Below are 24,844 nucleotides of genomic sequence, written 5' to 3' on the forward strand. Positions count from 1 at the left end.
CGCACGACCACGGCCTCACCTGCGCGCCTTGTCCGAAGCGCCCACGCCCATGCCGTGCGCACCCTAGGCTTCGCCGGTGCGCCTCGTATCCCGCTTCTCCGCCGTCCTGCTCCTCAGCCTGCTCCTGCCGCTGCTCGGCACGTCGGCGCAGGCCGCCGCCAAGCAGCACCCGTGGGCGGCGTACTTCCCGGCGACGGGCGTGAAGTGCAGCTACACGCTCACCGACGAGGCCGGGGAGGTCGTGGGCACCGAGAAGGCCAAGGTCCGCAAGCGCAGCGGCAAGAAGATCGTGCTGGCCATGTCCAGCGAGGGCATGACCTATGCCCAGTCGGTGCACCTGCTCAAGGGCGGCAAGGCGGGGTTGAAGCAGCGCGAGACGCTGCGCATGTTCGGGATGGTCAACAAGGTGTCGTACGACGCCACACTGCCGGCGCCGTCGTCCTCCGCGAAGCGTCGCAAGGCCGAGGCCGCCACGATGACGCTGCGGATCACGATGCCGACCGAGATGGCCGCGCTCGCGACCAAGAGCGGTCGCACGGTGATGATCGCCGCCAAGTACCGGACCAGCAACCTCGGCACGCGCCGCATCGCGCTCGCCGACACCGAGCGCACCAAGGTCCGTGCCTTCGGGCAGCGGACCAAGATGACGTCCCTGAAGATCACCAACGCCAAGCCCGAGTTCGCCCGGCAGATCAAGAAGGACATGCGCGACCTGTTCGCAAGCATGGCCACGACGTCCTGGTACGCCAAGGGCCGGGGGTTCGTCCTGACGAGCGCGCTCGACGCCGAGGGCGAGTCACTCGTCATGCGGCAGTCCAGCTGCTCCCGCTGACCCCTCTCCGGCGCACCACCCATATCGCCGATAAGTGACATTATGTCATTACGTGAGGAGATGAGCCCCTCTTCCGGGTTCAGAGCGCAGTCAGGACCTCGGGCACCCAGCCCGGCCAGGACACCGCGCCGTGCGCGACACCCCCGCTGAACCTCGCGGTGCGGACCGGGCTGCTAGCGGTGTTGTCGTAGAGGTCGGCGGTGTCGCACAGGCGTACGGCGTCCGCGACGTTGTCCCACAGCCGCTGGTAGCGCCCGCGGATCTTGTCCTCGGGTACGGCGTGCCCACCCTGGCCGACGCGCTTGGCAACCCGGGCGACCGTGTCGTCCTCGGGCAGCATCAGCACGTGCAGGTGCACGCGGTAGCCGCCGGCGGTGGCGTCTCGGATCAGGTCGAGCTTCGAGGAGTGCGAGAACACCGTCTCGGCGATGAACGGTTCCTGTAGCGCGATGAAGGCTGAACGCAACACCTCTGCGAGCCGCGCGGCCACCCGCGACTTCTCGACCTCGTCGCCGGGCCAGTAGAGCTTGGCGATCTCGTCGGCGTTGACGAAGGCCCGGTGCGGCAGCGCCGGCAGCAGGACGCGGTCGACGAAGGTCGACTTCCCCGCACCGTTGGGCCCGACGACGAGGTCCAGCCGCGTCACCTACCGGCCTTCGCCGGCGACTGCTCGCCCTCCAGTGCCCGGCCGAGATCGGCCACCGCCTCGCGGAGCTGGGCGCGCGAGCGCTCGGCGAGCGCACCGCGCGACGTCAGGTCGGCCAGCACTCGGTGCGGATCCGGGGTGGCTGAGGAGAAGTCCGGCAAGGGAGCCGAGGAGAAGTCCGCGTGCGCCACCGCCTCGTCGATCCGCGCGGTGATCGCAGCATCGAACTGCCGGGCCTCGTCCAGGCTCAGGTCCCGCTGCGCGACCTTGCCCTCGAGCGCGAGACGGACGCGGTTGACCGGCGAGTCGACCTGAGCAGAGAGCGCGGCGCCGAGGCGCGCCCAGTGCTCGAGCTGCTGACGCGCCGAACGGGACTGCCGGGAGCCCTCAGCGGCAGCCGTCTCGAACAGCGCCTCGTCGAACCTCGTGACCCGCTCTGCCTTGCCCATCGCACTCCCCTGTCGTAGCACTTCGCTACACCATCGTAGCAACCTGCTACAGATGTCGCCCAGGGTGAAGCGAAGGCGCGCCGCCGCGAGACAGGGTCCCCGTAGGGTCCGGCCATGGATCTCGCCGTCGTACCCAAGGCTCGGCCCGGCGACAAGGTCGCCGTGCTCTCACCGTCGTTCGCCGTGCCGGCCGTCGGTCCCGCAGTGCACGAGCAGGCCCTGCGGCGACTCACCGCGACCACCGGGCTGGTGCCGGTCGAGTACCCGACGACGCGCCGCCTCGACGCCAGCAGCCGCGACCGAGCCGCGGACCTGAACGCCGCCTTCGCCGACCCGGAGATCCGAGCCGTGCTGGCGACCGCCGGCGGCGAGGACCAGATCACCGTCATCCCCCACCTGGACACTGCCGCCGTGCGCGCCGACCCCAAGCCGTTCCTCGGCTACAGCGACAACACCAACCTCCTCAACTGGCTGTGGACCCACGGCGTGCCCGGCTTCTACGGCGGCTCCACCCAGGTCCATCTCGGCGCCGGGCCGGGCATCGACCCGGTGCACGAGCAGAGCCTGCGCGCCGCGCTGCTCACCGGCGAGCGGCTCGAGATCGTGGAGCCGGGTGAGTCCGAGGACTTCGGCCACGACTGGGCCGACCCTCGCGCGCTGACCGAGCACGGCGAGCGCGAGCCCACCGAGCCGTGGACGTGGGCCGGGCCGACCCGGAGCGTCACCGGTCGCACCTGGGGCGGCTGCGTCGAGGTGCTGCAGTGGATCCTGACGGCCGGCCGCTTCCCTCACGATCCGGACATGCTGGCCGGTGGCGTGCTGCTGCTGGAGACCTCCGAGGAGCTGATCCCCGCCCGGGACTTCGGCTGGATCCTGCGCGCACTCGGTGAACGCGGCATCCTCGGCGCCGTCGACGCGGTCCTCGTCGCCCGCCCACCGACTTCCGACCTCACCCGGCGACCCAGCGCCGACGAGCGTCGGGCACACCGCCGCGCGCAGTGCGAGACGGCCATCGCGACGATCGAGCGGTACAACGCCGACGCCGTGGTGGTCGTCGGTCCCCCGTTCGGCCACACCCGGCCGCAGTGGATCCTGCCGTACGGCGGCCTGGTCACCGTCGACGGCGTCGGCCGTCGGATCGTCGCGGATTACTCCTGACCCGTGCCGCCGCCCGAGGCTATCGAGCGGCCGCCCTCACTCCTCCGGCCCCTCTGAGGGACCAGACCCGGCGCCGCCACGCGGCAGCCGCCCGGCACGCACGAGCGCGTCGTGCAACAGCTTCTCGATCTGGGCGTTCACCGAGCGCAGGTCGTCCTCGGCCCACCGGCGCACGGCCTCGGCGATGGCCGGGTCCAGCCGGAGCGGGATCTGCTTCCGCTCCGGCCGTCCCGGCACTCCCCTGGGCACGTCGCTGTCCTGCGTCGGCGATCAGTTGTACAGGGTGCCGACGTTGACGACCGGCGTAGCCGAGCCGCCGCCGACCAGCACCGTCATCAGGTTCGAGGTCATCGCGGCGCGGCGCTCCGGGTCGAGCTCGATGTCGCCGTTCTGCTCCAGCAGCGACAGCGCCTCGGTCACCAGGGAGACCGCGCCGGTGACCATCACCTGGCGGGCGTCGAGGACGGCCTGGGCCTGCTGTCGCTGGAGCATGGCGCCGGCGATCTCGGGGGCGTAGGACAGGTTCGACAGCCGCACCTCGAGCACCTCGAGACCGGCGATGTGGATCCGCTCGTTGAGCTCGACCACCAGCTCGTCGGCGACCTCGTTGCCGTTCTCCCGCAGCGTGACGATCTGCGGCGAGCGCTCGATCTCCGCCTCGGTCTGGTCGCTGACCGAGGCCTGTGCCTGCGCGTCGTACGGGTGGGTGGCGACGACGTGACGCAGGGCCGCCTCCGACTGCGTGGCCACGAAGTCGTCGTAGGCGTCGACGGCGAAGACGGCCTTGGCGGTGTCGGCGACCTGCCAGACCACGATCGCGGAGACCTGGACCGGCGAGCCGGTCTTCTCGTTGACCTTCAGCGTCTGCGTCTCGAAGTTCTGCACCCGCACCGGGACACCGCGTCGCCCGCTCAGCGGCACCGTCCACGACAGGCCGGTACGACGCACGGTGCCGATGTAGGCCCCGAAGAACGTCACCACGCGGGTGTCGCCGGGCTGGATCACGCAGAACCCGCTCAGCCCGAGCAGGGCGAGGAAGCCGATCACGCCGCCCAGGGTGGCCTCGAGCGCTCCCCCGTCACCGGCGTCCAGGGCTTCGAGGCCGATGACCAGCAGCACCGTGGCGACCGCGACCAGTGCGAGCACGACCAGGAGCACCGGCCAGCCGCTGATCGCGAAGCCGCGCTTCTCGGCGATGTCGACGCGGACCGGCGGGACGACGGACGGCGCGGCGGGCGGCGCGGGCGGGGCGACGGGCGGGGTCGTCATGGGTGCTCCTTCGATCGGGACTCTCAGCGAGAGTGATATCACTACGATATCAGCAGCGAGCCCCCGGCACAGGTCCTTGCGCCCGTCGCGATACTCGGCGCATGACCCGACCCACCGCCGTCGTCACCGGAGCCGCCGCAGGCATCGGCCGCGCCATCGCCACCCGCCTGCACGCCGCGGGCCACCTCGTCGCGGCGTACGACGTCGACGAGCCGGGTCTGGCCCGGCTGGCCGAGGAGCTGCCCGGCCTGCGCACCGGCCGCCTCGACGTCCGCGACGCCGAGCAGTGGCGCGCGAGGCTCGCCGAGCTGGCCGAGCACACCGGCGGCCGACTCGACGTGCTGGTCAACAACGCCGGCATCCTCGCCGCCGGCCCGTTCGCCGACATCGACCTGGCCACGCAGCAGCGGATGGTCGACATCAACGTGACCGGCGTGCTCAACGGCTGCCACACCGCCCACCCCTACCTGCGCGACACACCCGGCGCGCACGTGGTCAACCTGGCCTCGGCCAGCGCGCTCTACGGCCAGCCGGAGCTGGCCACCTACTCCGCGACCAAGTTCGCCGTGCGCGGCCTGACCGAGGCACTGGACCTGGAGTGGGCGGGCGACGACATCGCGGTGGACGCCGTCTGGCCACTGTTCGTGCGCACCGCGATGACCGAAGGGCTGGACACGGCCTCGAGCCGCTCCCTGGGCATCCGGCTGACCCCGGACGACGTGGCCGCCGAGGTGCTCGACCTCGTGCGCGCCCGGCGCTCGCGGCTGCGCCCGCGCAGCCCGCACCACGCCGTGGGGCGGCAGGCCAAGGCGCTGATGACCTCCTCCGCGCTGGCACCGGCGTGGCTGATGCGGACGATCAACGGCCGGATCGCCGGCGGCCGCTGAGCATGCGGAACCGGTTGCCGTGAGCACGCTGGATCCGGACGGGTGATCACCGAGCCGCGGTGGGAAGCACGAGCTTCGTAGCCGCTCGTGGCACCACACCGATCCTCCTGTGCTCGTGACCCGAGGCTCGGGGCGCTCCGCGACGCTGCGTAGCATGCTGCCCCATGCGCACCCGCCTGCTTGCCGGAGTCCCGGCCCTGCTCCTGCTCACCGCGCTCAGCGCCTGTGGCGACGACGAGTCGCAGAGCAGCTCCGCCGGCGACGACAAGCCCAGCAGCGCAGGCACGAGCACGGAGACCGCGTCGGGTGAGGGCGCGTGCGAGTTCACCCCGAGCGGCAAGCCGGCGCGCGACGTCGAGCCGCCGGCGCCCACGCCGCCGTACACCGAGAAGGTGAACGCGGTGCTGAAGACCTCGGTGGGCGACCTGAAGGTCGTCCTGGACGCGGACAAGGCGCCGTGCACGGTGGCGTCGTTCGCCTCCCTGGCCGAGCAGGGCTACTACGACAACACGTCGTGCCACCGCCAGGGCAACGACCCCGGCTTCGAGTTCCTGCAGTGTGGCGACCCGGTCTTCGACCCGAAGGCGGAGCAGCCCTCCCCCGAGACCGGCACCGGCGGCCCCGGCTACACGATCCCGGACGAGATCGACGGCACCGAGACCTACGGGGCCGGCACCCTGGCGATGGCCAACACCGGCTACCCCGACTCCGGCGGCGGGCAGTTCTTCATCGTCTTCGGCGACTCCGGCTTCCCGCCCAGCTACACCGTGTGGGGCCACCTCGACAAGGCGTCCCTGGCCACGCTGAAGAAGGCGACGGCGTCGGGCAACGACGGCTTCTGGGCGCAGAGCGGCGGCGGCCGGCCGAACACGCCGGTCACCTTCAAGAGCATCTCGATCGGCTAGGCCCCCGGCTGGCCACCACCCGGCTGCCCAGCGCCGGGCTGCCCGGCACCGGGCTCCTCGAGGTCGACTCCGGTCAGCTCGACGGAGCGCTGCCACAGCGCCGCGGCGAGCGCGGTGTCCTCGACCTTCGGCGACATCCGCGCCGGCGCGGGCCAACCCCACAACTCGGTGCGGCCGTGCGGACCGATGTAGGTGCCGCCAGGGATGTCGGCGACGGCGGCGTACACGGTGCACAACGCGCCGCGCCAGGCGGGCATGCCGACCAGGCGGTGACCGTGGTGGCCGATCCAGGTGATCAGCGGGTGGCCGCTGCCGCTGGTGATCGAGGTGGCGGTGGCGCCGGGGTGGGCGCCGACCGAGCGCACCGGCGAGCCGGTGGCGCGCAGCCGGCGGTCCAGCTCGCGCATGAAGAGCAGGTCGGCGAGCTTCGAGGCGCCGTACGCCGCGAACGGCCGGTAGGGCCGCCGCTCCCAGCCCAGGTCGTCCAGGTCGATGCGTCCCGAGCGGTGCTCGCGCGAGCTCAGCATCACCACCCGGTCGCGCAGCTGCGGCAGCAGGCCGAGGGTGAGCGCGAAGTGGCCCAGGTAGTTGGTCGCGAAGTGCATCTCCACGCCCTCCGCGCTCACCGAGTGCGGCACCCCGAGGACGCCGGCGTTGTTGATGAGCACGTCGATCCCGCGGCCCTCGGCCTGCTCCTCGGCCACGAACGCCCGCACCGAGGCCAGGTCGCTGACGTCGACGCGGCGCACCGTGACGCGGCCCTTGTCGTGGCCGGGCACGGTCCGGGCGGCGGCCTCGGCCTTCTCGACGCTGCGGCAGGCCATCACGATCTCGGCGCCGCGCGAGCCGAGGATCCGGGCGGTCTCGAGCCCGAGCCCGCCGTTGGAGCCGGTGATCACGAAGCGACGTCCCGCCTGCGGCGGCACCTTGGTCCACGGACGCATGGCGGAAGAATCGCACACCGAGAACAGGTTCTCCCGCGCCTCGGCGACAGCGGTCAGCTCAGCCGCGGAAGCACGTGCTCACCGAAGGCCTGCAGGAAGGCGCCGTGGTTGCGCCCGACGTTGTGCACGAAGACCCGGTCGTAGCCGAGGTCGAGGAAGCGCTGGATCTCGGCGCGGTGCACGTCGGGGTCCTCGCTGATCGGCAGCCTCCCGGCGAAGTCCTCGGGCCGCACCATCCGGGCGACCTGCTCGAGCAGCTGCGGGGAGCGCAGGTCGCCGCGGGAGAACCGCATGGCGCCGATCGGGTAGCACTCCACGGCCTGGGCGAGCGCCTGCTCGCCGCTGGGTGCCCAGGAGACGTTGAGGTGCAGCCACTTCGGCATCTGCTCGCCGTCCTTGCCGCCCTCCTTCGCGCCGGCGCGGAACCGGTCGAGGATGTGCGCGGCCTGCTCGTAGGTCACGCCCACCGCCAGCAGGCCGTCGGCGGAGCGGCCGGCCCGTCGGGCGGTCACCGGTCCCCCGGTGGCGACCAGCACGGGCGGTGGCGTCGGCGGCATGGTCCACAGACGGGTGGTCTCGAGCTGGAAGTGCTCGCCGGCGAAGCGGATGTCGCGTCCGGCGGCGGAGGCGGCGAAGAGCCGCTTGATCAGGTCGACGGCCTCGAAGAGCCGGTTGATCCGCTCGGGGGCCTCCGGCCAGTAGCCGCCGGTGACGTGCTCGCTGAGTGCCTCCCCGGCGCTGACGGTGAGCCAGTGCCGGCCGGGGTGCAGCGCGGCGAGGGTGGCACTGGCCTGTGCCAGGGTCGCCGGGTGCACCCGGTAGCCCGGCACGGCCATGCCCGGTCCGAAGTCGGAGGCGGTGTGCTCGGCCAGCGCGGCCAGCACGCTCCAGGCGTGCGGCGCCTGGCCCAGGCTGGGCAGCCACGGCTGGAACAGGTCGGCGACCAGCGTGCCGTGGAAGCCGGCGCTCTCGGCCAGTACCGCCAGGTCGACGGCCTCGCGTGGCTGCACCCGGTCGCTGGCGGCGACGTACCCGATGCGACCGCTCACGCGCTCACTGTAGTGGTGGGCGCTCGCCGCGCACCGGCTGTCCGGGCCGGGGTGCCGCTCATCGCGGTGAGAACGCGATCAACGGCCGCCCGGTGCGCGGATGGGTGAGCACGTCGGCCTGTACGCCGTACGTCTCGGCGATCAGTGCGGGCGTCAGCGTCGGGGCCACCGGTCCGCTGGCGCGCACCCGGCCGTCGGCCAACACCACCACGTGGTCGCAGTACGACGCCGCGAGGTTCAGGTCGTGCAGCGCGGCGAGCACGGTGACGCCGTCGGCGGCCAGCTCGCGGAGCAGGCCGAGGGTGCGCAGCTGGGCGCGGACGTCGAGGTGGTTGGTCGGCTCGTCGAGCAGCAGCAGCTCCGGCTGCTGGGCCAGCGCACGGGCCAGCTGCACCCGCTGCTGCTCGCCTCCGGAGAGGGTGCCGAGCTCGCGGCCGGCCAGCTCGGCGGCACCGGCGCGGACCAGGGCGTCCTCGACCACGGTGTCGTCGTCGGCCGCCGTCAGCGACCAGCGGGACTGGTGCGGGGTGCGACCCAGCGCGACGGCCTGCCTGACCGTCAGCGCGAACTCGCTGCGCACCTCCTGCTCGACCAGCGCCACGCGCCGGGCGCGCTCGCGGCGCGACAACGCGAACAGGTCCTGCGATCCCAGGTGCACGCTGCCGCCGGCACGGGGGCCGGCCCCGGACAGGGCGCGCAGCAGCGTGGACTTGCCGGCGCCGTTCGGTCCGACGAGCGCGCTCACCGCGCCGGTGGGCACCGTGAACGAGACGTCGTGCAGCAGCGTGTGCCCGCCCGCGGTGGCGCCGACGCGGGCGACCTGCACCGCCCCGGCGGTGCCGGCGGCAGTGCCGTCCCGCGGCGCGCGGGGTGTCGTGCTCATGCCCGCTCCCGGTTGCGCAGCAGCACGAGCATGAACACCGGGGCGCCGACGAGGACGGTGATGATCCCCACCGGCAGCTCGCGGGGCTCGAAAAGGCTGCGGGCCCCGGTGTCGACCCACACCATGAGGATCGCACCGAGCAGGGCCGAGAGCGGGAGCAGCAGCCGGTGCCGGGACCCGACGACCAGGCGCACCGCGTTCGGCAGCACCAGGCCGACGAACCCGATCGAGCCGCTGACCGAGACCATGGCACCGGTGAGCAGGGCGGTGCCGGCGAGCAGCAACCAGCGGGTGCGGGTGACGTGCACGCCGAGCGCGGCGGCGGCGGTGTCGCCGAAGGCGAAGGCATCGAGGACGCGGCCGCCGAGGATGACCGGCACCCCGACGAGCAGCAGGGTCAGCCAGGCCACCTTGACGCTCCCCCAGTCGGCGCCGGCCAGAGAGCCCAACAGCCAGTTCAGGATCTGCCGGTAGGAGTCGCCCTGGGTGTTCCAGAAGATCACCAGGGACGTCAGGGCGCCTGCGAACGAGGAGACCGCGAGACCGGCGAGCACGGTGCGGCTGGGCGTGATCACGCCCAGCGACCGCGCCAGCAGCAGCGTGCCGAGCAGCGCGAGCATCGCGCCGGAGAACGCGGCCACGGTCAATGAGATCGCCACCCCGAGCAGCAGCACCAGCACCGCTCCCAGCGAGGCGCCGGCGGACAGGCCGAGCAGGTAGGGGTCCGCCAGCGGGTTGCGGGTCAGCGCCTGCATCACCGCACCGCTGACCGCGAGCCCGGCGCCGACGGCGGCGGCGGTCAGCACGCGGGGCAGCCGCAGCTCCCACACGATGCCGTCGCGCAGCACGCTCAGGTCGCTCGTGCCGAAGCCGAGGTGGTGCAGGATCGAGCCCCACACCTCCCCCGCGCTCAGGTCCGCGGGCCCGACGGTGACGGCGAGGACGATCGAGAGCACGAGCGCCACCAGCAGCACCGGAGCACCGAGCAGCGCGGCCAGCCGGTCGCGTCGGCGCCGGGCTGGCGCCGTACCGACGGCGTGCCCGGCGTCGGCGCGGGAGAACGAGGGCGCGGTCACAGGCTCGGGCCGCTCATCGCACCAGCAGGTCGTAGCGCTCGAGCTGGTCGGCGAGCTCGAGCGCGGCGGAGACCGACCGCACCCCGGCCTCCGCGGCCGGGAACGGCACGACCAGGTAGCGGCTCTTGCGCACCGCGGTCAGCTCCGCGGTGGCGGGGTTGGCCTCGAGGCTGGCGATCTTGTCCTTGGCGCTGTTCCAGGCGGCGTCGACGAGCACGATGACGTCGGGGTCGGCGTCGACGATCGCCTCCCAGCCGTAGGAGGTCCAGGTGGCCTTCTCGCGCACCACGTTCTCCAGGCCGAGGGCGTCGAGCACCATCTGCGGTGCGCCGATGGTGCCGCCGACGAACGGGGTGTCCTCCCCGGAGGACCACCACAGCGCCGTGGTGCCGGGCAGCGCCTTGCCGACCTTGTCCAGCGCCGCGCGCTGCTGGGCGACCAGCTTCTCGGCGGCCTCGGGTACGCCGAGGACCCGGCCCGCCTCCGTGAAGTGCTCGAAGAGGAGGTCGAAGGTCATCTTCGCCGGCTGGTAGCCGGGCTCCTGACACGCCGAGGGCGCGACGTAGGTGGCCACGCCGAGCTTGGCGAGCATGTCGCGCTCGCCGGCGGTGTCGGCGGCGAAGTTGGACTCCCAGCCGGCGAGGACCAGATCGGGCTCGGTCTCCAGCACGACCTCCTGGGAGGGTGCCTGCTCGGCGAGCACCGGCAGGTCGGCGGCGTCCTCGGCCCACTCCTCGGCCACCGGGCCGTCGGCGAACGCCGTACCGACGATCTTGTCGGCGAGGCCGAGGGCGAGCACGAGGTCGGTGGAGGTGGACTTGATGGTCACGATCCGCTGCGGGGGCTTGGCGAGGGTGACCCCGGTGCCGCAGTTGTCGACGCTGACCGGGTAGCCCGCGGCGGCGCTGCCCTCCGTCTCGTCGACGGCGGCGTCGCTGCCGCAGGCGGTCGTCACGGTGAGGACGAGCAGGCCGGAGGCGGCCAGGGAGGCAAGGGGGGCAAGACGCACGGAGTACTCCTGGACGGTGGGTGCGGCGTGGCCGCGGCACGGTGAACGGGCCTCCACGCGAAGTCGCGGAGACGGTGATCAACAGCCCCAGGTCCGGGAGTTGGTGCGTCGTACGAAGTCGGCGTCCGACGGATCGGTGCCCACCGTAGCGAACATAAGGTGCTCCGTGTGAGCACAGAGGCGAACAGTCCCACCCGGAGCCTGACCCGGACCGAGGCCGAGCACCGCGCCGCCCACCTGGCGGTGACCCGGTACGACGTCGAGCTGGACCTGGCTGCGAGCGAGGAGACCTTCGCCTCGCGGACCACGATCCGGTTCACCAGCGACGCCGTGCGCACGTTCGTCGACGTCAAGCCCCGGGTGCTGCACCGCGCCACCCTCGACGGCGCTCCGCTCGACGTGGCGGGCCTGGCCGAGGGCAGGCTGGCGCTGGAGCTGCCCGCCGGGGAGCACGAGCTGGTGGTCGAGGCGACCATGGGCTTCCGCAACGACGGTGAGGGCCTGCACCGCTCGGTCGACCCCGCCGACGGGCTCGCCTACGTCTACGGCATGTCGTTCATGGACGCCGCGCCCTCGATCTTCGCCTGCTTCGACCAGCCCGACCTCAAGGCGCCGTACTCGTTCACGGTGACGGCCCCGGCGGACTGGCTGGTCGTCGGCAACGCACCGGCCCGCGACACCGGCATCCTCGCGGGCGACGGAGCCGCGGTGAAGCGCTGGGAGATCGGGCCCACTCCCCCGCTGGCGACGTACTTCGTCACGCTGGTGGCAGGGCCGTACCACGTCGTGCGCGCCGAGCACGACGACATCGCGCTCAGCCTCAGCGCCCGGCGCAGCCTGGCCCCGGTGCTCGACCGCGAGGCCGACGAGCTGTTCACGCTGACCAGGCAGTCCTTCGACGAGCTGCACCGGCTCTTCGGGGTGCGCTACCCGTTCGGTGACTACCACCAGGCGTTCGTGCCGGAGTTCAACGCCGGCGCGATGGAGAACCCGGGCTGCATCACCATCCGCGACGCGCTGCTCTTCGAGAGCGTGAGCACCCGGGCCGACCGCAGCTTCCGCGCCGCGCTGATCGCCCACGAGATGTCGCACCAGTGGTTCGGCAACCTGGTCACGCCGCGCTGGTGGGACGACCTGTGGCTCAACGAGTCGTTCGCCGAGTACATGGGCTACCGGGTCACTGCTGACGCCACCGCCTACGACGACGCGTGGCTGCACCAGTCGTACGCCCGGCGCACCTGGGGGCTGATCGCGGACTCCCGGCCGACCACCCACCCCGTCGCCGGCAACGCAGCGCCCGACGCGCTGTCGGCGCTGCAGAACTTCGACGGCATCTCGTACGCCCGCGGCTCGAACGTGCTGCGCCAGCTGGCGGTGCGGATCGGGGACGAGGCGTTCCTGGCCGGGCTGCGCGAGCACTTCACCGCGCACCGGTTCGGCAACGCCACGATGCACGACCTGTTCGGCCGCTGGGAGCGGGCGGCCGGGGTGGACCTGGGCGACTTCACCCGGGACTGGCTGCTGACGCCGGGCCCGGACACGCTGAGGTTGGACCGGGCGGCGGGCGTGGTGCGTCGTACGTCTCCGGCGGCGTACCCGGCGCAGCGGCGCCACCAGCTCGAGGTCGCCGTGCACCGTGACGGCGGCTGGCAGCGCGAGCCGCTGGTGCTGGACGCCGACGAGACGCCGTACGACGCGGGCCAGGCACCGGTGCTGCTGGACGCGACCGAGTCCACGTGGGCGATCAGCCCGCCGGACGCGGTCACGATGGCGGCGCTGCCCGCGCTGGCGCCGGTGATGGAGGAACCGCAGCTGCGAGCGGCGATGTGGAACAACGTGCGGATGGCGCTCTTCGCCGGCGAGGTCTCCCCGGCCGCCGTCGCGGAGCTGCTCGTCGCCGCGCCCCCGGTCGAGGACACCGCGGACGGCGTCCGCTCCGCACTGCCCTGGGTGCTGGAGACGGTGCTGCCGATGGCCCCGGAGACCACCACCGCGCGGTTCCACGCCGCGGTGCGGACCGCCGCGCAGGCCGCGACGCCCGGCAGCGAGATCCAGCTGTCCGCCTTCCGGGCCACGGTGCTCTCCAGCACCGACGCGGACGTGCTGACGCGCTGGGCAGCCGGGGAGGACCTGCCCGCCGGCATCACCGCCGACGTCGACCTGCGCTGGAAGGCGATGCGGCGACTGGCCGAGATCGGCGCCACCGACGCCGACGCGCTGGACGCCGCCCTCGACGCGGCACCGAGCGCCACGGCGAAGGTGCAGCACGCCCGCGCAGTGGCCTCCCTGCCGACGCCGGAGGCGAAGGAGTTCGCCTGGGCCCGGGCGCTCGGGGAGGTCTCGGTGCCCAACCACGAGATCGACGCGGCCGGCCACGGGCTGTGGCGTCCCGACCAGCTCGAGCTCACCGCGCCGTACGCCGCGGCCTACTTCGACCGGCTCGACGACCTCGTCGCCGCCCATCAGGGGTGGGTGCAAGGCGTCGTGGTGGCGGCGTTCTTCCCCCTCACCCACGTCGACGCGGACACCCTCGCCCGGGCCAAGGCGGCGTTGGAGCGCGACCTGCCCGGCGCCGTACGACGTCGACTGGCCGACCAGACCGACGAGCTGGAGCGGCGCCTGGGCGTGCTGCAACGGTGGGCCGACTGACCTCACACCCCGGGTTCGGCGTGGCCCGCGGAGTTGTGTCGGGCCACGCTGATTGACTCCTCCCATGGTCACCCTCCTCGCACTGCTCATCGGTCTGCTGCTCGGCACCGGCCTCGGCTGGTTGCTGCGCCAGACCACCGCGCAGCCGGCGGTCGAGGAGCCGGCGGGCGAGTCCCCGGAGGTCGTCGCGGCCCGGCACGAGGCGGAGCTGGCGGCGCTGCGCAACGAGATCCAGCTGGCCGAGGTCCGCACCGAGGTGGCGCTCGCGCAGGTGCGCGAGCAGGAGAAGTCGGCGCTGGCGCAGGTCCGCGAGGCCGACGCCGCCGCGCTGGCTCAGACGCGCAGCGAGCTGGCCAGCGCGAGCGCGCAGGCCGAGGAGCTGCGCAGCGCGCTGGACGACGCCCGGTCGCAGTACCGCACGCTCGTCGAGCAGCAGCGCCAGGCGCAGCGCGAGCGGGAGGCCGAGCGCGAGCGCGCCCGGGTCGAGCGCGAGCAGTCCGAGAGCGGCCAGACGCAGGTGCTGAAGACGCTGACGCCGGTGGTGGAGCACCTGCGCTCGATGCAGCACAAGGTGGACGAGCTGGAGAAGGCGCGCGTGGAGCAGCACACCGAGCTCGCCGCGCAGATCCGGCACACGCAGCAGTCCGTGGAGCAGTCCCGCAAGGCCGCGGACACCCTGGCGTCGGTGCTGAAGAACAACGCGGTGCGCGGTGTGTGGGGCGAGACCCAGCTGCGCACGCTGGTGGAGACCGCGGGCCTGCTCAACCGCATCGACTTCGAGCTGCAGCACTCGATGGAGGCCGACTCCGGCATGCGCCGCCCCGACATGGTGATCAACCTGCCCGGCGGCAAGCAGATGGCGATCGACGCCAAGGTGCCCTACAACTCGTTCATGGACGCCCACCGCGACGGCATCGAGCCGGAGCAGCGCGAGCGCCTCCTGGCCGACCACGCCCGCAAGGTCCGCGGCCACGTCGACACCCTGTCGAAGAAGGGCTACTGGACCGGCCTGACCACCAGCCCCGAGTTCACGGTCGCGTTCATCCCCAATGAGCAGCTGCTCAACGCCGCCCTCGAGGTCGACCCGTCGCTGATGGAGCACGCCTTCGGCGCCGGCATCGTGCTCGCCACCCCCACGAACCTGTGGAGCATGCTGAAGACGGTCGCGTTCACCTGGAAGCAGGAGGCCCTCGCCGAGGACGCCCAGGTCCTCTTCGACCTCGGCCAGGTCCTGTACCGCCGCATCCTCACGCTGTCCCAGCACGTCGACAAGCTCGGCCGCTCCATCGAGCGCAGCGTGAAGAACTACAACGCCTTCACCGGCTCCCTCGAGCGCTCCGTCCTTCCCGCCGCCCGCAAGCTCAACGCCGCAGACCCGCTCTCCACGATCCCCGCCCCCACCGAGATCGAGGAGACCCCGCGCGCGCTGACCAGCAGCGAGTTCGCCGCCATCGCGGACCTCGAGCGCGAGGAGCTCTCCTTCGACTTCGACCTCGCCGAGGCCGAGGTCGTCGAGGGTGAGGAGAAGGCGGGCTGAGCGCCCGGCCGTGACGGGATCCACTTCGCCTCCCCCATCCGCGGGTCGTTTGTTCCCAGCGCCGACGGTTGCGGTGCACACTCGGCACGTGCAGGAGGCCAAGAACGCCGCGGACGCAGCCGCGAAGAAGGCGGAGACCGCGAGGTCCGCCTACCAGCAGGCGCTCGCACGCTCGAAAGCCGCGACGAAGAAGTCCAAGGCCGCCTCAGAGAAGACCGCGGCGGCGAAGAAGAAGCTGGCCGCTGCCATCCGCAAGGGACGCAAGGTCGCCCGCGCGAGACGGGCGTACCGGACTGCGCGGAAGAAGTCCGTCGCTGCGCGGGCCGCCGCCGCCAAGGCCGCGAAGGCTGCCGCCGCCGCTCGGGTCGCCTACCTGGCTGCACAGCGTGCCGCTGAGGCCGCTCTGGCCCGACCCGAGGACGCCGTCACGGACACCGGCGGGCCCTCGATCGACCTGATCGTCTCCCGGTTCACCGGCGGCTACACCGCGGCCCAGGTCGCCGAGATCAAGGCGGCCGGCGGCCCGGTGCCCTGGTTGCACCGGCAGTTCGCCCCGACGGCGGTCGATCATCCGACCGTGGCGGCGCTGACCTCCTGGTTCCCCGAGCTCACCCACACGCCGCAGCAGCGCTGGACCAACGAGCGCAGCGCCACGGTCGCAAACTGGCAGTACGCCGAGCACCTGGGCAACGCGACCCTCCTACGACGCATCCACTCGACCTGGCAGGTCCGGGAAGTGCTGACCGAGTTCTGGTCCGACCATCTCCACGTGCCCGCCACCTCGGACGGCTGGTACTGGCGCCAGGACTACGACGCGATGCTGCGCGCCAACGCCCTGGGCAAGTTCACCGACATCCTCCTCGCCGCGACGCTGCACCCGGCGATGCTGTACTACCTCGGCAACTTCTCCTCCGATGCCGGCGCCGTGAACGAGAACCACGCGCGCGAGCTGCTCGAGCTGCACACGATCGGCGTCGGGTCCTACGTCGAGGCCGAGGTCAAGGCCGCCGGCAGGATCCTGTCCGGGTGGACCGTCAACCCCTGGGCCACGCCGCAGACCTTCCACGCCCACTACGACGACAAGCGGCACAGCAAGTCCGCCGCGGCGGTGGCCGGGTTCCAGAGCAACGGTGACGGCCGCGGCGGCCAGGCCGCTCGCGATCTCGTCGTGCACCTCGCGCGGCACCCCGACACCGCCCGCCGGCTGATGCGCAAGCTCGCCGTACGCCTCGTCAGCGACGACCCGTCCCCCGCCCTGGTGGCCTCGCTGACCAAGACCTACCTGGACAACGACACCGCCATCAAGCCGGTCGTCCTGGCCCTCGTCCAGCACCCCGAGTTCCTCGCCTCCGCCCACCAGAAGGTGCGCACCGAGGAGTCCGGCTTCGTGGCGACCATGCGGGCGCTCGGCGTCACGGTCCGCAAGCCGGTCGAGGGCTCCGACGCCGCGCACAACCTGGTCTACTCCTACGGCGCCCCCGCGCCGTACTCGTGGCCGCGACCTGATGGGCGTCCCGATGCCGCGGCCGCCTACGCCGGCCCCGGCCGGGTCCTCCGCTCCTTCTCCATGCACTCCGCGCTGCTCGCCGGCTGGTGGCCGACCGGCAGCATCGACTACCCGTCGCCGGGCTCCCGGCTGCCCGACATGTCCCAGAGCCCCACGGTGGCCCAGGTCGTCGAGCACGTGCACCGCAACCTCACCGGCCGCCCGCCGGAGCCCGCGGTCACCATCGCCTCGGCCGAGGCCATCGGGCTGAGCGCCACCACGGTGCTGCCCCCGGGCATGTGGCAGGCGACCGCGCTGGCCGACTGGCTCGGGGTGAAGGCAATGGCTCCCCTCCTCGACAACCCGACCCACCTCACCCACTGACCGCACCTGACCTGCCCTGCCGACCAGAAGGCGAAGACGTGACCCTCACCTCCGACGACTGTTGCGCCGACGCACGCCGCACCTTCAGCAGGCGCGGCGTCCTGGCCGCTGCCGCCGCCGCAGCGGGTGTCGCCGGGCTCGGCGTGTTCGGCGACACCGTCCGCTCGGTCGCGCACGCCGCGGTCCCGGGCACGCAGAACAACGTGCTCGTGGTCGTGTCGCTGCGGGGCGCCATCGACGGGATGGGCGTCGTCGTCCCGCACGGTGAGGCCGTCTACTACCAGGCCCGCCCGGTGATCGCGGTCCCCAAGGACAGGCTGCTGGCCGCTGACTCGATGTTCGGCCTGCACCCGAGCATGGCGCCCCTGGTCAAGCACTGGGAGGCGGGCACGTTCGCCGCGGTGAACGCGACGGGCCTGGCCCGCCCCAACCGGAGCCACTTCGCCGCGATGGAGGAGGTCGAGGACGCCAACCCGGGTTCCACGACCCGCCAGGGCTGGGTGAACCGCCTGCTCGGTGGCTCCACGAACGCGCTCGCCGGGGTGCACCTGACCTCGAACGCGGCTCCCACCCTCATCTCGGGTCCGAACCCCACCGTCTCCGCGCCACTGCTCTCCGGCATCGAGCTGGCCGGCGCGAACCCCGCCCACGACACCGCCGAGTGGAGCACCAGGCGCCGTTCGAGCCTGGACCTGCTCTGGTCCGCCGACGCGGAGCGGGTGCCGACCGACATCCAGGCGACGCTGCGGAGGTCCGTGCGACAGGCCCGCCAGGTCGCCGAGACCCTGGAGGGCCTCCGCCTGGGTGAGCCGCCCGCGCCTGCGGCCGCCTACGACACCTCGTGGCGCGGCAAGGGTCTCGGCGAGGCGCTCGCGGACACCGCCCGGCTGATCCGCGCCGACGTCGGCACGTCCGCGGTCACCTTGGACTTCGGCAACTGGGACTACCACAACGACTACGGCACCCTGGCCTCCGGCAACATGGCCGCCCAGCTCGCCTCGCTGGCGACGAACCTGGACGCGTTCCTCACCGACCTCGGCCCGCGGGCCGGTCGCGTCACGATCGTCGTCATGAGCGAGTTCGGCCGGCGGCTCACCGAGAACTCCGCCCACGGCCTGGACCACGGGTGGGGCAACGTCATGCTCCTGCTCGGTGCCGGCATCCGGGGTGGGCGGTACCACGGCACCTGGCCCGGCCTCACGAACGTCGCCTCCAGCCTCGTCGACGACGACGTCGCCGTCACCACCGACTACCGCGACGTCCTCGCCGAGATCGTCGCCCGCCGGTTCCCGGAGATCTCCCTCGCCGAGGCGTTCCCCGGGTTCAAGGTGACATCGGTCGGCGTCACCCGGTAGCCGACCGGGCGCGCGGGTCCGCTCAGGCGTCAGCGCCGGTCCGCGTGGGCGCGGCGTCCGAAGCGATCAGCGTCAGCATGGTGAGCCCGGCGATCACCGCGGCCCAGGCCCCCGCGTCGCCGTCCCAGGCCCAGCCCAGCACCAGGCCGACGCCACCGATAGCGGGCATCAACAGGCCGAGGACGGTGAACAACGGCGTGTGGAACGCGGACGCGAAGGGCAGGAAGTGCAGCCCGACGGCCACGACGATCAGCGCCGGGCGCAGCTCCGTGCGGTCTGCGTCCTCGAGCAACAGCGAGCCGACGCGGATCAGCACCAGCATGCCGACGACCCCCGTCAGGTAGACGAGGCCGGCCGACCGCCGTACCTGCGGCACCGGGCCGAAGGGCCGTGGCACGACGAGGACGAACCAGACGTACGCCGCCACGGTGAGCGCCCACGCGGCCACCGCGATCCCCGGCAAGGGCCCCGGTAGGTCTCCCCGGTTGGCCAGCACGAACACCGTGCCCCCGGCGGCTCCGACGAGCGTGCCCCAGACCCGGGGATCCGGCACCCGAGCGAGGCCGCGCGTGGGGTCGGCGGCCTGGGCGGGGGGACCGAGGGCTCTGCTCACGCGCCGAGGATGCCATGGCACGACCTCCCGCCCCGGTGCGACACGTCATGTTCCCCGGTCGTACGACGCCAGAGCCTCCAGCGCCTCGGCGGCGCTCGCCATGACGCGCAGGATCCACTGCCACGTCTCGGGGTCGGTACCGACGGTGTCGACCGCGGACCGGACCGTGCACCGCGGACGCCTCCCCGCCCGGTCCCATCGGCACCGGCGTGCCGGGTCCGACCGGCACAGCGCCGTGCCAACGCCCTCTCGACCGGGAGAGGAGCAGGGGCCGCGGGAGGCGCCGGAGCGCGTCGGCGGCGAGAGGCGTCGGCTCGAAGTCCCAGCCGACCGGGTTGCGACCGAAGCCCTTGGCGGATGGGGTAGGGAGACCCAGGTGAACGCAGTCTCAGACACGGACCATCCCCTTCATTAGTCTCGACGAGGTGGACCTACTGAGGGACTTCGTCGCGCTCTGCTTCGACCACGGCATCGGCGGCCTCTTGCTGCTCGCGCTGGCCGCAGGCGTGCTGCTCGTGGCGCTGTCGGTCCTCGCCCGCGGCATCATGGCAGCCGCAAGCGCCTTCGGGCGTGGCTGGCGCGAGGGCGCGAGCAGCGACGACGCGCCCTAGGACGCCGCTGGCAGTTCCCCCGAACGCCGCCATGACGGCAGCCAGGTCTTACACGTCGGGGGCGCACCGAAGCGCTCGGCCGTCGACTTCTTGTCGGGCATCGATCCTGCACGGCCGGAATGCGCGGGTAATCGCTCACCGAGATGTGAACGATCGGCGCAGTCACAGTCCCATGCACCGCGGTGGAAACGCCCTAGGGTTCCGACATGGCGAGCAGAAAAGTCCTAGAACAGCACATTGCGGTCTTCGGCGAAAGCGGAAGTGGCAAGACGGTGATGCTCTCGGCGTTCTACGGGTCCGAGCAGGAAGCCCAGAGCGCCAAGACGGGTGCCTTCAACCTAGTGGCAGAGAACGGAAGCCAAGGCACACTTCTTCACCAGAATTATCTCGGGATGAAGAAGTCTGCAACCGTTCCCGACCCCAACAAGTTCAGTGCGACCTCCTACCGATTCCTCCTCAAGTTCAAGGGTGAGAGCGAGGCCAAGCCCCTCAAGTCCAAACCTTTCGAGGCGCTTCGGTTGGTTTGGCATGACTATCCAGGAGAGTGGTTCGAGCAAGACGTGAGCGGCCCTGAGGAGGCCCAGCGCCGTGTCGACACCTTTCGTGCGCTGCTGAGTTCGCACGTTGCACTTCTACTCGTCGACGGACAGCGTCTCTTGGACAACCAGGGCGAAGAGGAGCGCTATCTGAAGTCGCTTTTCAGCAATTTCCGCAACAGCCTGGTCTTGCTGCAGGACGACCTGCTCACTGACGACGCACGGCTGGTCACATTCCCACGCATCTGGATGATCGCACTGTCAAAGGCAGATCTCCTACCCGAACTGGACGTGCACGGCTTCAAGGAGCTGGTCATCGAAAAAGCGGGAGCAGACATCGTAGGACTGCGCGACGTGTTGAGCGATCTGGCCGAGTCAAGCACTGCCCTCTCTGTCGGCGAGGACTTCGTTCTCATATCTTCGGCGAAGTTCTCGCCTGGGGCGATCGAAGTCTCCCAGCGCGTCGGTCTCGACCTCATCCTTCCGATGGCATCAATCCTCCCCTTCGAGAGGCACGTCCGGTGGGCCCAGGCGGGAAATATTAAGCGCGACGTGGCTCTGAAGCTCTTGAGCAACGCTGAAACCGTTGCGCTCGGCCTTGGGCTCACAGGCAAGATCGCCGCTTCTCTGTTGAGCAGGAAGAGCAGGATCGCTGGGGCAGTGGGCTTCGCGCTCTCCCAACTGACTCCAAAGCTTGAAGAGGCCATCCAGAAGGCCGCGTCGAACATCGAGGCAGCCGAGGTGGAAGCCGGCACAAAGGCGGAGAACCTAGCCGCAACACTGTCCCATTTCCACAGAGATCTAGCCGCGGCTGAGGACGCAGCGATCCTCGTCAGGAGCGCTGGATGACACTCATCTGGGCCACACGAGGGAAGACCTGGGGTTTCAGGTTCGTCCGTGACGGCGGATTCGCTGATCCGCTTCCACCGTATGAGCGCGCTTTCGCAGGGGTCGGCGTTGGCCCCCGTGCGTTTCAGCGATGCGGGCCGACGGTTGCGGTCCGCTTTCCTGACCCGCTCGGCCGCAAGGACGCCGCTGGACGACCGATTCCACATGAGCTCGTTCTCTTTCCGCCGCAGTCTGCCGACATCAACAACGTGGAGGATGCGCTCGAGGTCGTGTGGCCTCTGCTGGCCGAGGAGTACGCCTCGATCTGGGATCCGACGCCGAACTAGCCACCCCACTCATCTCAACGCTTCGCGCCACCCCCGAAGCGTTGACCACCGGGACGCCGGGCAGCAGGTTCCCTCGGACGTTCCCGAGAGGATGGGCGTACGCCGCAAGCCACTCGGGAGGCCCAGGCCATGACGCTGACGCAGTCCCCTCCGCAGCCGTTGCTGGCTGCCGTCGGCTCCGCGCGCCGGGCACTGGCAGACGTGCACCAGGTGCAGCCGCTCTACCTCTCCGTCGATGAGAAGGAAGCGCTGCTGATCGCGTTGTCCCGGTTGCAGGCGCAGGTCGATGAGCTCCGGCTCCGGATCTTGGCGGTATCGGCCGATATCGCGCAACAGCACGGCACCCGCGATGTCACCCAGTGGCTGTCCCGGACCGTGCACACCGACCCCGTCCGGCTACGGGCCGACGAGAAGCTCGCCCGCTCCTTGGACGAGCGCTTCCCCGCGACGGCGCGGGCACTGTCCTCCGGCGGAGTGAACCTCGAGCAGGCGCGGGTCATCGCGCACTGTGTCGATGACCTGCCCGATCGGCTCGGCGTCGAGGTCAAGGCACAGGCCGAGGCCGACCTGCTGGGCTTCGCGCGTGACTTCGGTCCGGCCGAGCTGCGGCGGCTGGGGCAGGCGATCTTGCATGTCTCCGCGCCGGACATCGCGGACGCCGAGGACGCGCGACGCCTCGAGAAGCAGGAGCAGCACGCTCGGGAGAAGTCGTCCGTGCGGTTCCGGCCGCTCGGGGACGGCACCACGCGGATCTCGATGCGGCTCTCCGACGCAGTCGCGGGACGATTGGGCACGTACCTGGATGCGTGGACCGGGCCACGGCGTGCGGGGAGCTCAAGCCTCGCTGGCGTTCAGACCACCTCCACCGGCCTCGAGGAGGAGCGGCTGCCGCGACACCGGCGCCTGGCGAACGCGTTCGGTCGGCTGCTCGAGCACCTCGACCCGCGCAACCTGCCCGAGCACGGCGGGGACGCCACCACGGTCGTCGTCACCGTCGGGATCGACCAGCTCCGCACCGGCTTGGGTGCCGCCACGCTCGACACACCCCTGACCACCGACGGCGCCGTCCAGATCTCCGCCGGCGAGGCCCGCCGGCTTGCATGCGCCGCTGGCATCCTGCCCGCCGTCCTAGGCAGCGACAGCGAGGTCCTCGACCTCGGTCGCAGACGACGACTCTTCAGCCCCGCCATCAGAAAAGCACTCAGCCTGGTCCAGAAGACCTGCGCCGCCGAAGGCTGCACCGTGCCGGCACGGTGGTGCGAGGCGCACCACATGACACCCTGGAGCCGGGGAGGACAGACCCGGCTGAAGGACGCCAAGCTGTTCTGCGCCTTCGACCACCACCGCGTGCATGACCCCGCCTACGAGCCCGAGACCCTGGCCAACGGGGACGTCCGGTTCCACCGCAGGACGTAGCCCGGCCACCGATGAATCCACGCCGGGTCCGCAGTCCAACCCTCCAACGAGCCTCATCCCGGGGCGCACTGAAGGAGGTCACCGTGGTCAGCGCACGAGCTCACCTGTGGTTCAGCAACGGCAAGGCGGGCGACGCCGCCCGCTTCTACGAGCAGCACATCCCCGACTCCAAGGTCACCAACGTGGTCAGCGCGCCCGGAGGACTCCCCCACACCGAGCCGGGTGAGTTCATCGTCGACTTCACCGTTGCCGGGATGCCGGTGACCGCGATCAACGCCGGCGACGAGTTCACGCTCTCCGAGGCGTTCTCCGTCTACCTCACGGTCGAGGGCCAGAAGGAGGTCGACAAGTACTGGGACCTGCTGACCGCCGACGGCGGCCTCGAGCAGCCCTGCGGCTGGTGCAAGGACAAGTTCGGGGTGTCCTGGCAGATCGTGCCCCGGGAGCTCGAGGAGCTCTGCGGCGACATGAGCACGCCCGCCAACAGGCGCGCCCTCGACGCGATGTTCACCATGACCAAGATCGACATCGCCGCCATGCGCAAGGCGTACGACGACGCCTGAGCCGCCTCCGCTCAGACGCTGCCCTCCAGCACGCCCTCGGCGGTCGGCGCGCCGTCGGTGAAGTCCACCGACCGTTTGGCGTTGGCCAGGGAGGTGATGGTGACGGCGCCGAAGGAGCCCTGGGCGTCGTACACCTCGGCGATGCCGACGGCGAGGCCGTCGTCAGCGAAGCGGTCGGTGGCGCGCAGCCCGAGGCTGACCCCGTCGGGCAGGCGGGTCAGGGTGAGGTCGATGTCGGTGTTGATGAACTGCACGCCGTGGCTGCCCCAGTTCGTCACCATGCTGGCGGAGTCGGCCAGCGAGGCGACGGCCTGGAACGGGGTGCAGGCCTCGCCCAACACGACCGGGATCGCGGTCTGCCACGTCTGGTGACGGCCGGGGTTCTGGTGCTCGGCGAAGTTGTCCGACCACGGCGCCTCGCTGCGGAACAGCGGGATGTGGTGGCCGCCGAGGTCACCGAGCGGGTTGATCCGCTCGGCCGGCGGCGGCACGGGCCGCTCCGCCGGCGACGTCCACGCCCGGCCCTCGGGGTTCGCCGTCGGCTTCAGGAACGTGCCGCTGGCACGCGCCACGACCTCGCCGTCCTGGGAGACCGTGGCGTCGACGAGCATCAGCCGCGACGCCTCGCGCACCACCGTCACCGACGTCGTCGTCTCCCGCATCCGCGCCGGCCGGAACAGGTCGACGTGGTAGCGCGCCGGCACCAGGTCGTCACGCCCGGCCGCGGCGACGGCCTCCTCCAGCGCCAGTGCCAGCAGACCGCTGATCGCCACGCCGTGCATCTGGTCTGCCTTCCAACGGCCCTGGGCCAGGGGCAGCGGGTGGTACGTCGTCCTCGGGTCCTGGGTGTCGCGCTGGAACCAGGCGAACTGCAACGTGTTCTCGTCCACGCGCCCATCATGCCTGGGTGGGTGAGATGGTCTACGCACCGACCCCGGAGGGTACGGAACAGTCCATGACCGACAAGATCGGCTGGGTCGTCGCCGGGGTCGTCCTCCTGGTCCTGTTGCTCGCCGGCGGCGTGACCGCGCTGGTCGTCGCGAGCGGCGATCCCCAGGCCGTCGAGGAGGTCGCCGACGCGGCGGTCGAGGCCGCCGAGGACCTCGACATCGACGCCGGCGCGGACCTGTTGTGCGAGGCGCCGTCCTCGAAGGACCGCAAGGCCCTGGTCGACCTCATCGAGGAGGCTCGGGCGGAGGCCCGCACCGACGACCCGCACGTCACGTACGACGTCACCAACATCCGCGGCGAGGCCGAGGGCTCCTTCGACGTCCGGATCACCAGCGACGAGAAAGAGCTGGCGGACCGGACGGTGAACGCCCGGGTCATCGTGAAGTCCCGCAACGGCCGTTCCTGCATCGCCGACGTCGAGGCCCTCGACTGAACGGGGGCGTCTGGTACCCGGCGAGCGC

At 71.6% G+C, this 24,844-nt stretch carries 25 protein-coding genes; 14 read left to right on the top strand and 11 right to left on the bottom strand.

The genetic code is table 11. The features are described 5' to 3' along the window. Positions 1 to 76: 76 nt before the first annotated feature. Positions 77 to 832 (top strand): hypothetical protein, encoded by a 756-nt coding sequence (locus tag KG111_RS09430; RefSeq protein ID WP_205290378.1) that lies wholly within the window; start codon positions 77 to 79, stop codon positions 830 to 832. Positions 833 to 911: 79 nt separating this feature from the next. On the opposite strand, the gene KG111_RS09435 is transcribed toward KG111_RS09430, so the two are convergent. Then, positions 912 to 1,478 carry an ATPase gene (locus KG111_RS09435; RefSeq protein WP_205290379.1) on the bottom strand — a complete coding sequence of 189 codons (567 nt, stop codon included), beginning with the start codon at positions 1,476 to 1,478 and terminating at the stop codon, positions 912 to 914. After that, complete coding sequence (locus tag KG111_RS09440; protein ID WP_205290380.1) at positions 1,475 to 1,927, bottom strand: TA system antitoxin ParD family protein; 453 nt, start codon at positions 1,925 to 1,927, stop codon at positions 1,475 to 1,477. Before KG111_RS09440 ends, KG111_RS09435 begins: the two co-directional genes overlap by 4 nt. A gap of 114 nt (positions 1,928 to 2,041) precedes the next feature. Here KG111_RS09440 and KG111_RS09445 point away from each other — a divergent pair, with 114 nt between their 5' ends. Next, entirely contained in the window at positions 2,042 to 3,085 is a 1,044-nt protein-coding gene (locus KG111_RS09445; RefSeq protein ID WP_205290381.1) for a S66 family peptidase, read from the top strand. Positions 3,086 to 3,121: 36 nt separating this feature from the next. Here the strand turns inward: KG111_RS09445 and KG111_RS09450 are convergent, their stop codons facing one another. Further along, the gene (locus tag KG111_RS09450; protein ID WP_240195435.1) at positions 3,122 to 3,334 is read right to left on the bottom strand and encodes a type II toxin-antitoxin system antitoxin; all 213 of its coding nucleotides are present in this window, start codon (positions 3,332 to 3,334) and stop codon (positions 3,122 to 3,124) included. 21 nt (positions 3,335 to 3,355) lie between these two features. Next, on the bottom strand, positions 3,356 to 4,354 hold the full coding sequence (locus KG111_RS09455; RefSeq protein WP_205290382.1) for an SPFH domain-containing protein: 999 nt from the start codon (positions 4,352 to 4,354) through the stop codon (positions 3,356 to 3,358). 101 nt (positions 4,355 to 4,455) lie between these two features. On the opposite strand from KG111_RS09455, the gene KG111_RS09460 reads away from it, so the two are divergent. Both KG111_RS09460 and KG111_RS09465 read left to right on the top strand, forming a co-directional pair. Beyond that, a complete protein-coding gene (locus KG111_RS09460; RefSeq protein ID WP_205290383.1) occupies positions 4,456 to 5,241 on the top strand; it encodes an SDR family oxidoreductase in 786 nt (261 codons plus the stop codon). A gap of 164 nt (positions 5,242 to 5,405) precedes the next feature. Further along, entirely contained in the window at positions 5,406 to 6,146 is a 741-nt protein-coding gene (locus KG111_RS09465) for a peptidylprolyl isomerase (RefSeq protein WP_205290384.1), read from the top strand. Here the strand turns inward: KG111_RS09465 and KG111_RS09470 are convergent. Genes KG111_RS09470 through KG111_RS09490 form a run of 5 tightly spaced genes read right to left on the bottom strand, consistent with a single transcriptional unit; the run spans position 6,143 to position 11,107 of the window. After that, positions 6,143 to 7,090 carry an SDR family NAD(P)-dependent oxidoreductase gene (locus tag KG111_RS09470; RefSeq protein ID WP_205290385.1) on the bottom strand — a complete coding sequence of 316 codons (948 nt, stop codon included), beginning with the start codon at positions 7,088 to 7,090 and terminating at the stop codon, positions 6,143 to 6,145. The genes KG111_RS09465 and KG111_RS09470 overlap by 4 nt on opposite strands. 53 nt (positions 7,091 to 7,143) lie before the next feature. After that, entirely contained in the window at positions 7,144 to 8,139 is a 996-nt protein-coding gene (locus tag KG111_RS09475; RefSeq protein ID WP_205290386.1) for a TIGR03557 family F420-dependent LLM class oxidoreductase, read from the bottom strand. 58 nt (positions 8,140 to 8,197) lie between these two features. Next, on the bottom strand, positions 8,198 to 9,022 hold the full coding sequence (locus tag KG111_RS09480) for an ABC transporter ATP-binding protein (RefSeq protein ID WP_205290387.1): 825 nt from the start codon (positions 9,020 to 9,022) through the stop codon (positions 8,198 to 8,200). Then, the gene (locus tag KG111_RS09485) at positions 9,019 to 10,098 is read right to left on the bottom strand and encodes a putative F420-0 ABC transporter permease subunit (RefSeq protein WP_249666059.1); all 1,080 of its coding nucleotides are present in this window, start codon (positions 10,096 to 10,098) and stop codon (positions 9,019 to 9,021) included. The genes KG111_RS09480 and KG111_RS09485 overlap by 4 nt, the downstream gene beginning before the upstream one ends. A 13-nt stretch (positions 10,099 to 10,111) precedes the next feature. Further along, positions 10,112 to 11,107 (bottom strand): putative F420-0 ABC transporter substrate-binding protein, encoded by a 996-nt coding sequence (locus tag KG111_RS09490; RefSeq protein ID WP_205290388.1) that lies wholly within the window; start codon positions 11,105 to 11,107, stop codon positions 10,112 to 10,114. A gap of 168 nt (positions 11,108 to 11,275) precedes the next feature. Between KG111_RS09490 and pepN the strand changes: the two genes are divergently transcribed. From pepN to KG111_RS09510, 4 genes are all read left to right on the top strand, one after another. After that, the gene (pepN, locus tag KG111_RS09495) at positions 11,276 to 13,756 is read left to right on the top strand and encodes an aminopeptidase N (RefSeq protein ID WP_205290389.1); all 2,481 of its coding nucleotides are present in this window, start codon (positions 11,276 to 11,278) and stop codon (positions 13,754 to 13,756) included. 64 nt (positions 13,757 to 13,820) lie between these two features. Then, complete coding sequence (locus tag KG111_RS09500) at positions 13,821 to 15,293, top strand: DNA recombination protein RmuC (RefSeq protein ID WP_205290390.1); 1,473 nt, start codon at positions 13,821 to 13,823, stop codon at positions 15,291 to 15,293. An 88-nt stretch (positions 15,294 to 15,381) separates the two neighbouring features. After that, positions 15,382 to 17,163, top strand: a complete 1,782-nt coding sequence (locus KG111_RS09505; protein ID WP_205290391.1) for a DUF1800 domain-containing protein — start codon at positions 15,382 to 15,384, stop codon at positions 17,161 to 17,163. A gap of 38 nt (positions 17,164 to 17,201) precedes the next feature. Continuing rightward, a complete protein-coding gene (locus KG111_RS09510) occupies positions 17,202 to 18,518 on the top strand; it encodes a DUF1501 domain-containing protein (RefSeq protein ID WP_205290392.1) in 1,317 nt (438 codons plus the stop codon). A 22-nt stretch (positions 18,519 to 18,540) separates the two neighbouring features. Here KG111_RS09510 and KG111_RS09515 read toward each other — a convergent pair whose 3' ends face one another. Beyond that, entirely contained in the window at positions 18,541 to 19,131 is a 591-nt protein-coding gene (locus KG111_RS09515) for a hypothetical protein (RefSeq protein WP_205290393.1), read from the bottom strand. A gap of 425 nt (positions 19,132 to 19,556) precedes the next feature. Between KG111_RS09515 and KG111_RS09520 the strand changes: the two genes are divergently transcribed. The 5 genes from KG111_RS09520 (at position 19,557) to KG111_RS09540 (ending at position 23,432) form a co-directional block, all read left to right on the top strand. Then, a complete protein-coding gene (locus KG111_RS09520; protein WP_205290394.1) occupies positions 19,557 to 19,742 on the top strand; it encodes a hypothetical protein in 186 nt (61 codons plus the stop codon). Between the two features lie 206 nt (positions 19,743 to 19,948). Continuing rightward, a complete protein-coding gene (locus KG111_RS09525; protein ID WP_205290395.1) occupies positions 19,949 to 21,127 on the top strand; it encodes a hypothetical protein in 1,179 nt (392 codons plus the stop codon). Continuing rightward, complete coding sequence (locus KG111_RS09530) at positions 21,124 to 21,453, top strand: hypothetical protein (RefSeq protein WP_205290396.1); 330 nt, start codon at positions 21,124 to 21,126, stop codon at positions 21,451 to 21,453. Before KG111_RS09525 ends, KG111_RS09530 begins: the two co-directional genes overlap by 4 nt. Before the next feature lie 129 nt (positions 21,454 to 21,582). After that, positions 21,583 to 22,869: an HNH endonuclease signature motif containing protein gene (locus tag KG111_RS09535; protein WP_205290397.1), complete on the top strand. Its 1,287-nt coding sequence runs from the start codon at positions 21,583 to 21,585 to the stop codon at positions 22,867 to 22,869. Between the two features lie 83 nt (positions 22,870 to 22,952). Beyond that, positions 22,953 to 23,432, top strand: coding sequence for a VOC family protein (locus KG111_RS09540; RefSeq protein ID WP_205290398.1), 480 nt, complete (start codon positions 22,953 to 22,955; stop codon positions 23,430 to 23,432). Positions 23,433 to 23,443: 11 nt separating this feature from the next. Here KG111_RS09540 and KG111_RS09545 read toward each other — a convergent pair whose 3' ends face one another. Beyond that, positions 23,444 to 24,322 carry an acyl-CoA thioesterase domain-containing protein gene (locus KG111_RS09545; RefSeq protein WP_249666060.1) on the bottom strand — a complete coding sequence of 293 codons (879 nt, stop codon included), beginning with the start codon at positions 24,320 to 24,322 and terminating at the stop codon, positions 23,444 to 23,446. 65 nt (positions 24,323 to 24,387) lie between these two features. Here KG111_RS09545 and KG111_RS09550 point away from each other — a divergent pair, with 65 nt between their 5' ends. Beyond that, the gene (locus KG111_RS09550; RefSeq protein ID WP_205290399.1) at positions 24,388 to 24,816 is read left to right on the top strand and encodes a hypothetical protein; all 429 of its coding nucleotides are present in this window, start codon (positions 24,388 to 24,390) and stop codon (positions 24,814 to 24,816) included. Positions 24,817 to 24,844 lie beyond the last annotated feature (28 nt).

The organism is Nocardioides faecalis (assembly GCF_018388425.1).
GTDB lineage: Bacteria > Actinomycetota > Actinomycetes > Propionibacteriales > Nocardioidaceae > Nocardioides > Nocardioides faecalis.

What these genes read in the sequence shown, in the direction of transcription:
- KG111_RS09440 (WP_205290380.1), bottom strand. Translation starts at nt 1,927, where the DNA reads ATGGGCAAGGCAGAGCGGGTCACGAGGTTCGACGAGGCGCTGTTCGAG.
- KG111_RS09445 (WP_205290381.1), top strand. Translation starts at nt 2,042, where the DNA reads ATGGATCTCGCCGTCGTACCCAAGGCTCGGCCCGGCGACAAGGTCGCC.
- KG111_RS09455 (WP_205290382.1), bottom strand. Translation starts at nt 4,354, where the DNA reads ATGACGACCCCGCCCGTCGCCCCGCCCGCGCCGCCCGCCGCGCCGTCC.
- KG111_RS09460 (WP_205290383.1), top strand. Translation starts at nt 4,456, where the DNA reads ATGACCCGACCCACCGCCGTCGTCACCGGAGCCGCCGCAGGCATCGGC.
- KG111_RS09465 (WP_205290384.1), top strand. Translation starts at nt 5,406, where the DNA reads ATGCGCACCCGCCTGCTTGCCGGAGTCCCGGCCCTGCTCCTGCTCACC.
- KG111_RS09470 (WP_205290385.1), bottom strand. Translation starts at nt 7,090, where the DNA reads ATGCGTCCGTGGACCAAGGTGCCGCCGCAGGCGGGACGTCGCTTCGTG.
- KG111_RS09480 (WP_205290387.1), bottom strand. Translation starts at nt 9,022, where the DNA reads ATGAGCACGACACCCCGCGCGCCGCGGGACGGCACTGCCGCCGGCACC.
- KG111_RS09500 (WP_205290390.1), top strand. Translation starts at nt 13,821, where the DNA reads ATGGTCACCCTCCTCGCACTGCTCATCGGTCTGCTGCTCGGCACCGGC.
- KG111_RS09525 (WP_205290395.1), top strand. Translation starts at nt 19,949, where the DNA reads ATGGCGAGCAGAAAAGTCCTAGAACAGCACATTGCGGTCTTCGGCGAA.
- KG111_RS09530 (WP_205290396.1), top strand. Translation starts at nt 21,124, where the DNA reads ATGACACTCATCTGGGCCACACGAGGGAAGACCTGGGGTTTCAGGTTC.
- KG111_RS09535 (WP_205290397.1), top strand. Translation starts at nt 21,583, where the DNA reads ATGACGCTGACGCAGTCCCCTCCGCAGCCGTTGCTGGCTGCCGTCGGC.
- KG111_RS09550 (WP_205290399.1), top strand. Translation starts at nt 24,388, where the DNA reads ATGACCGACAAGATCGGCTGGGTCGTCGCCGGGGTCGTCCTCCTGGTC.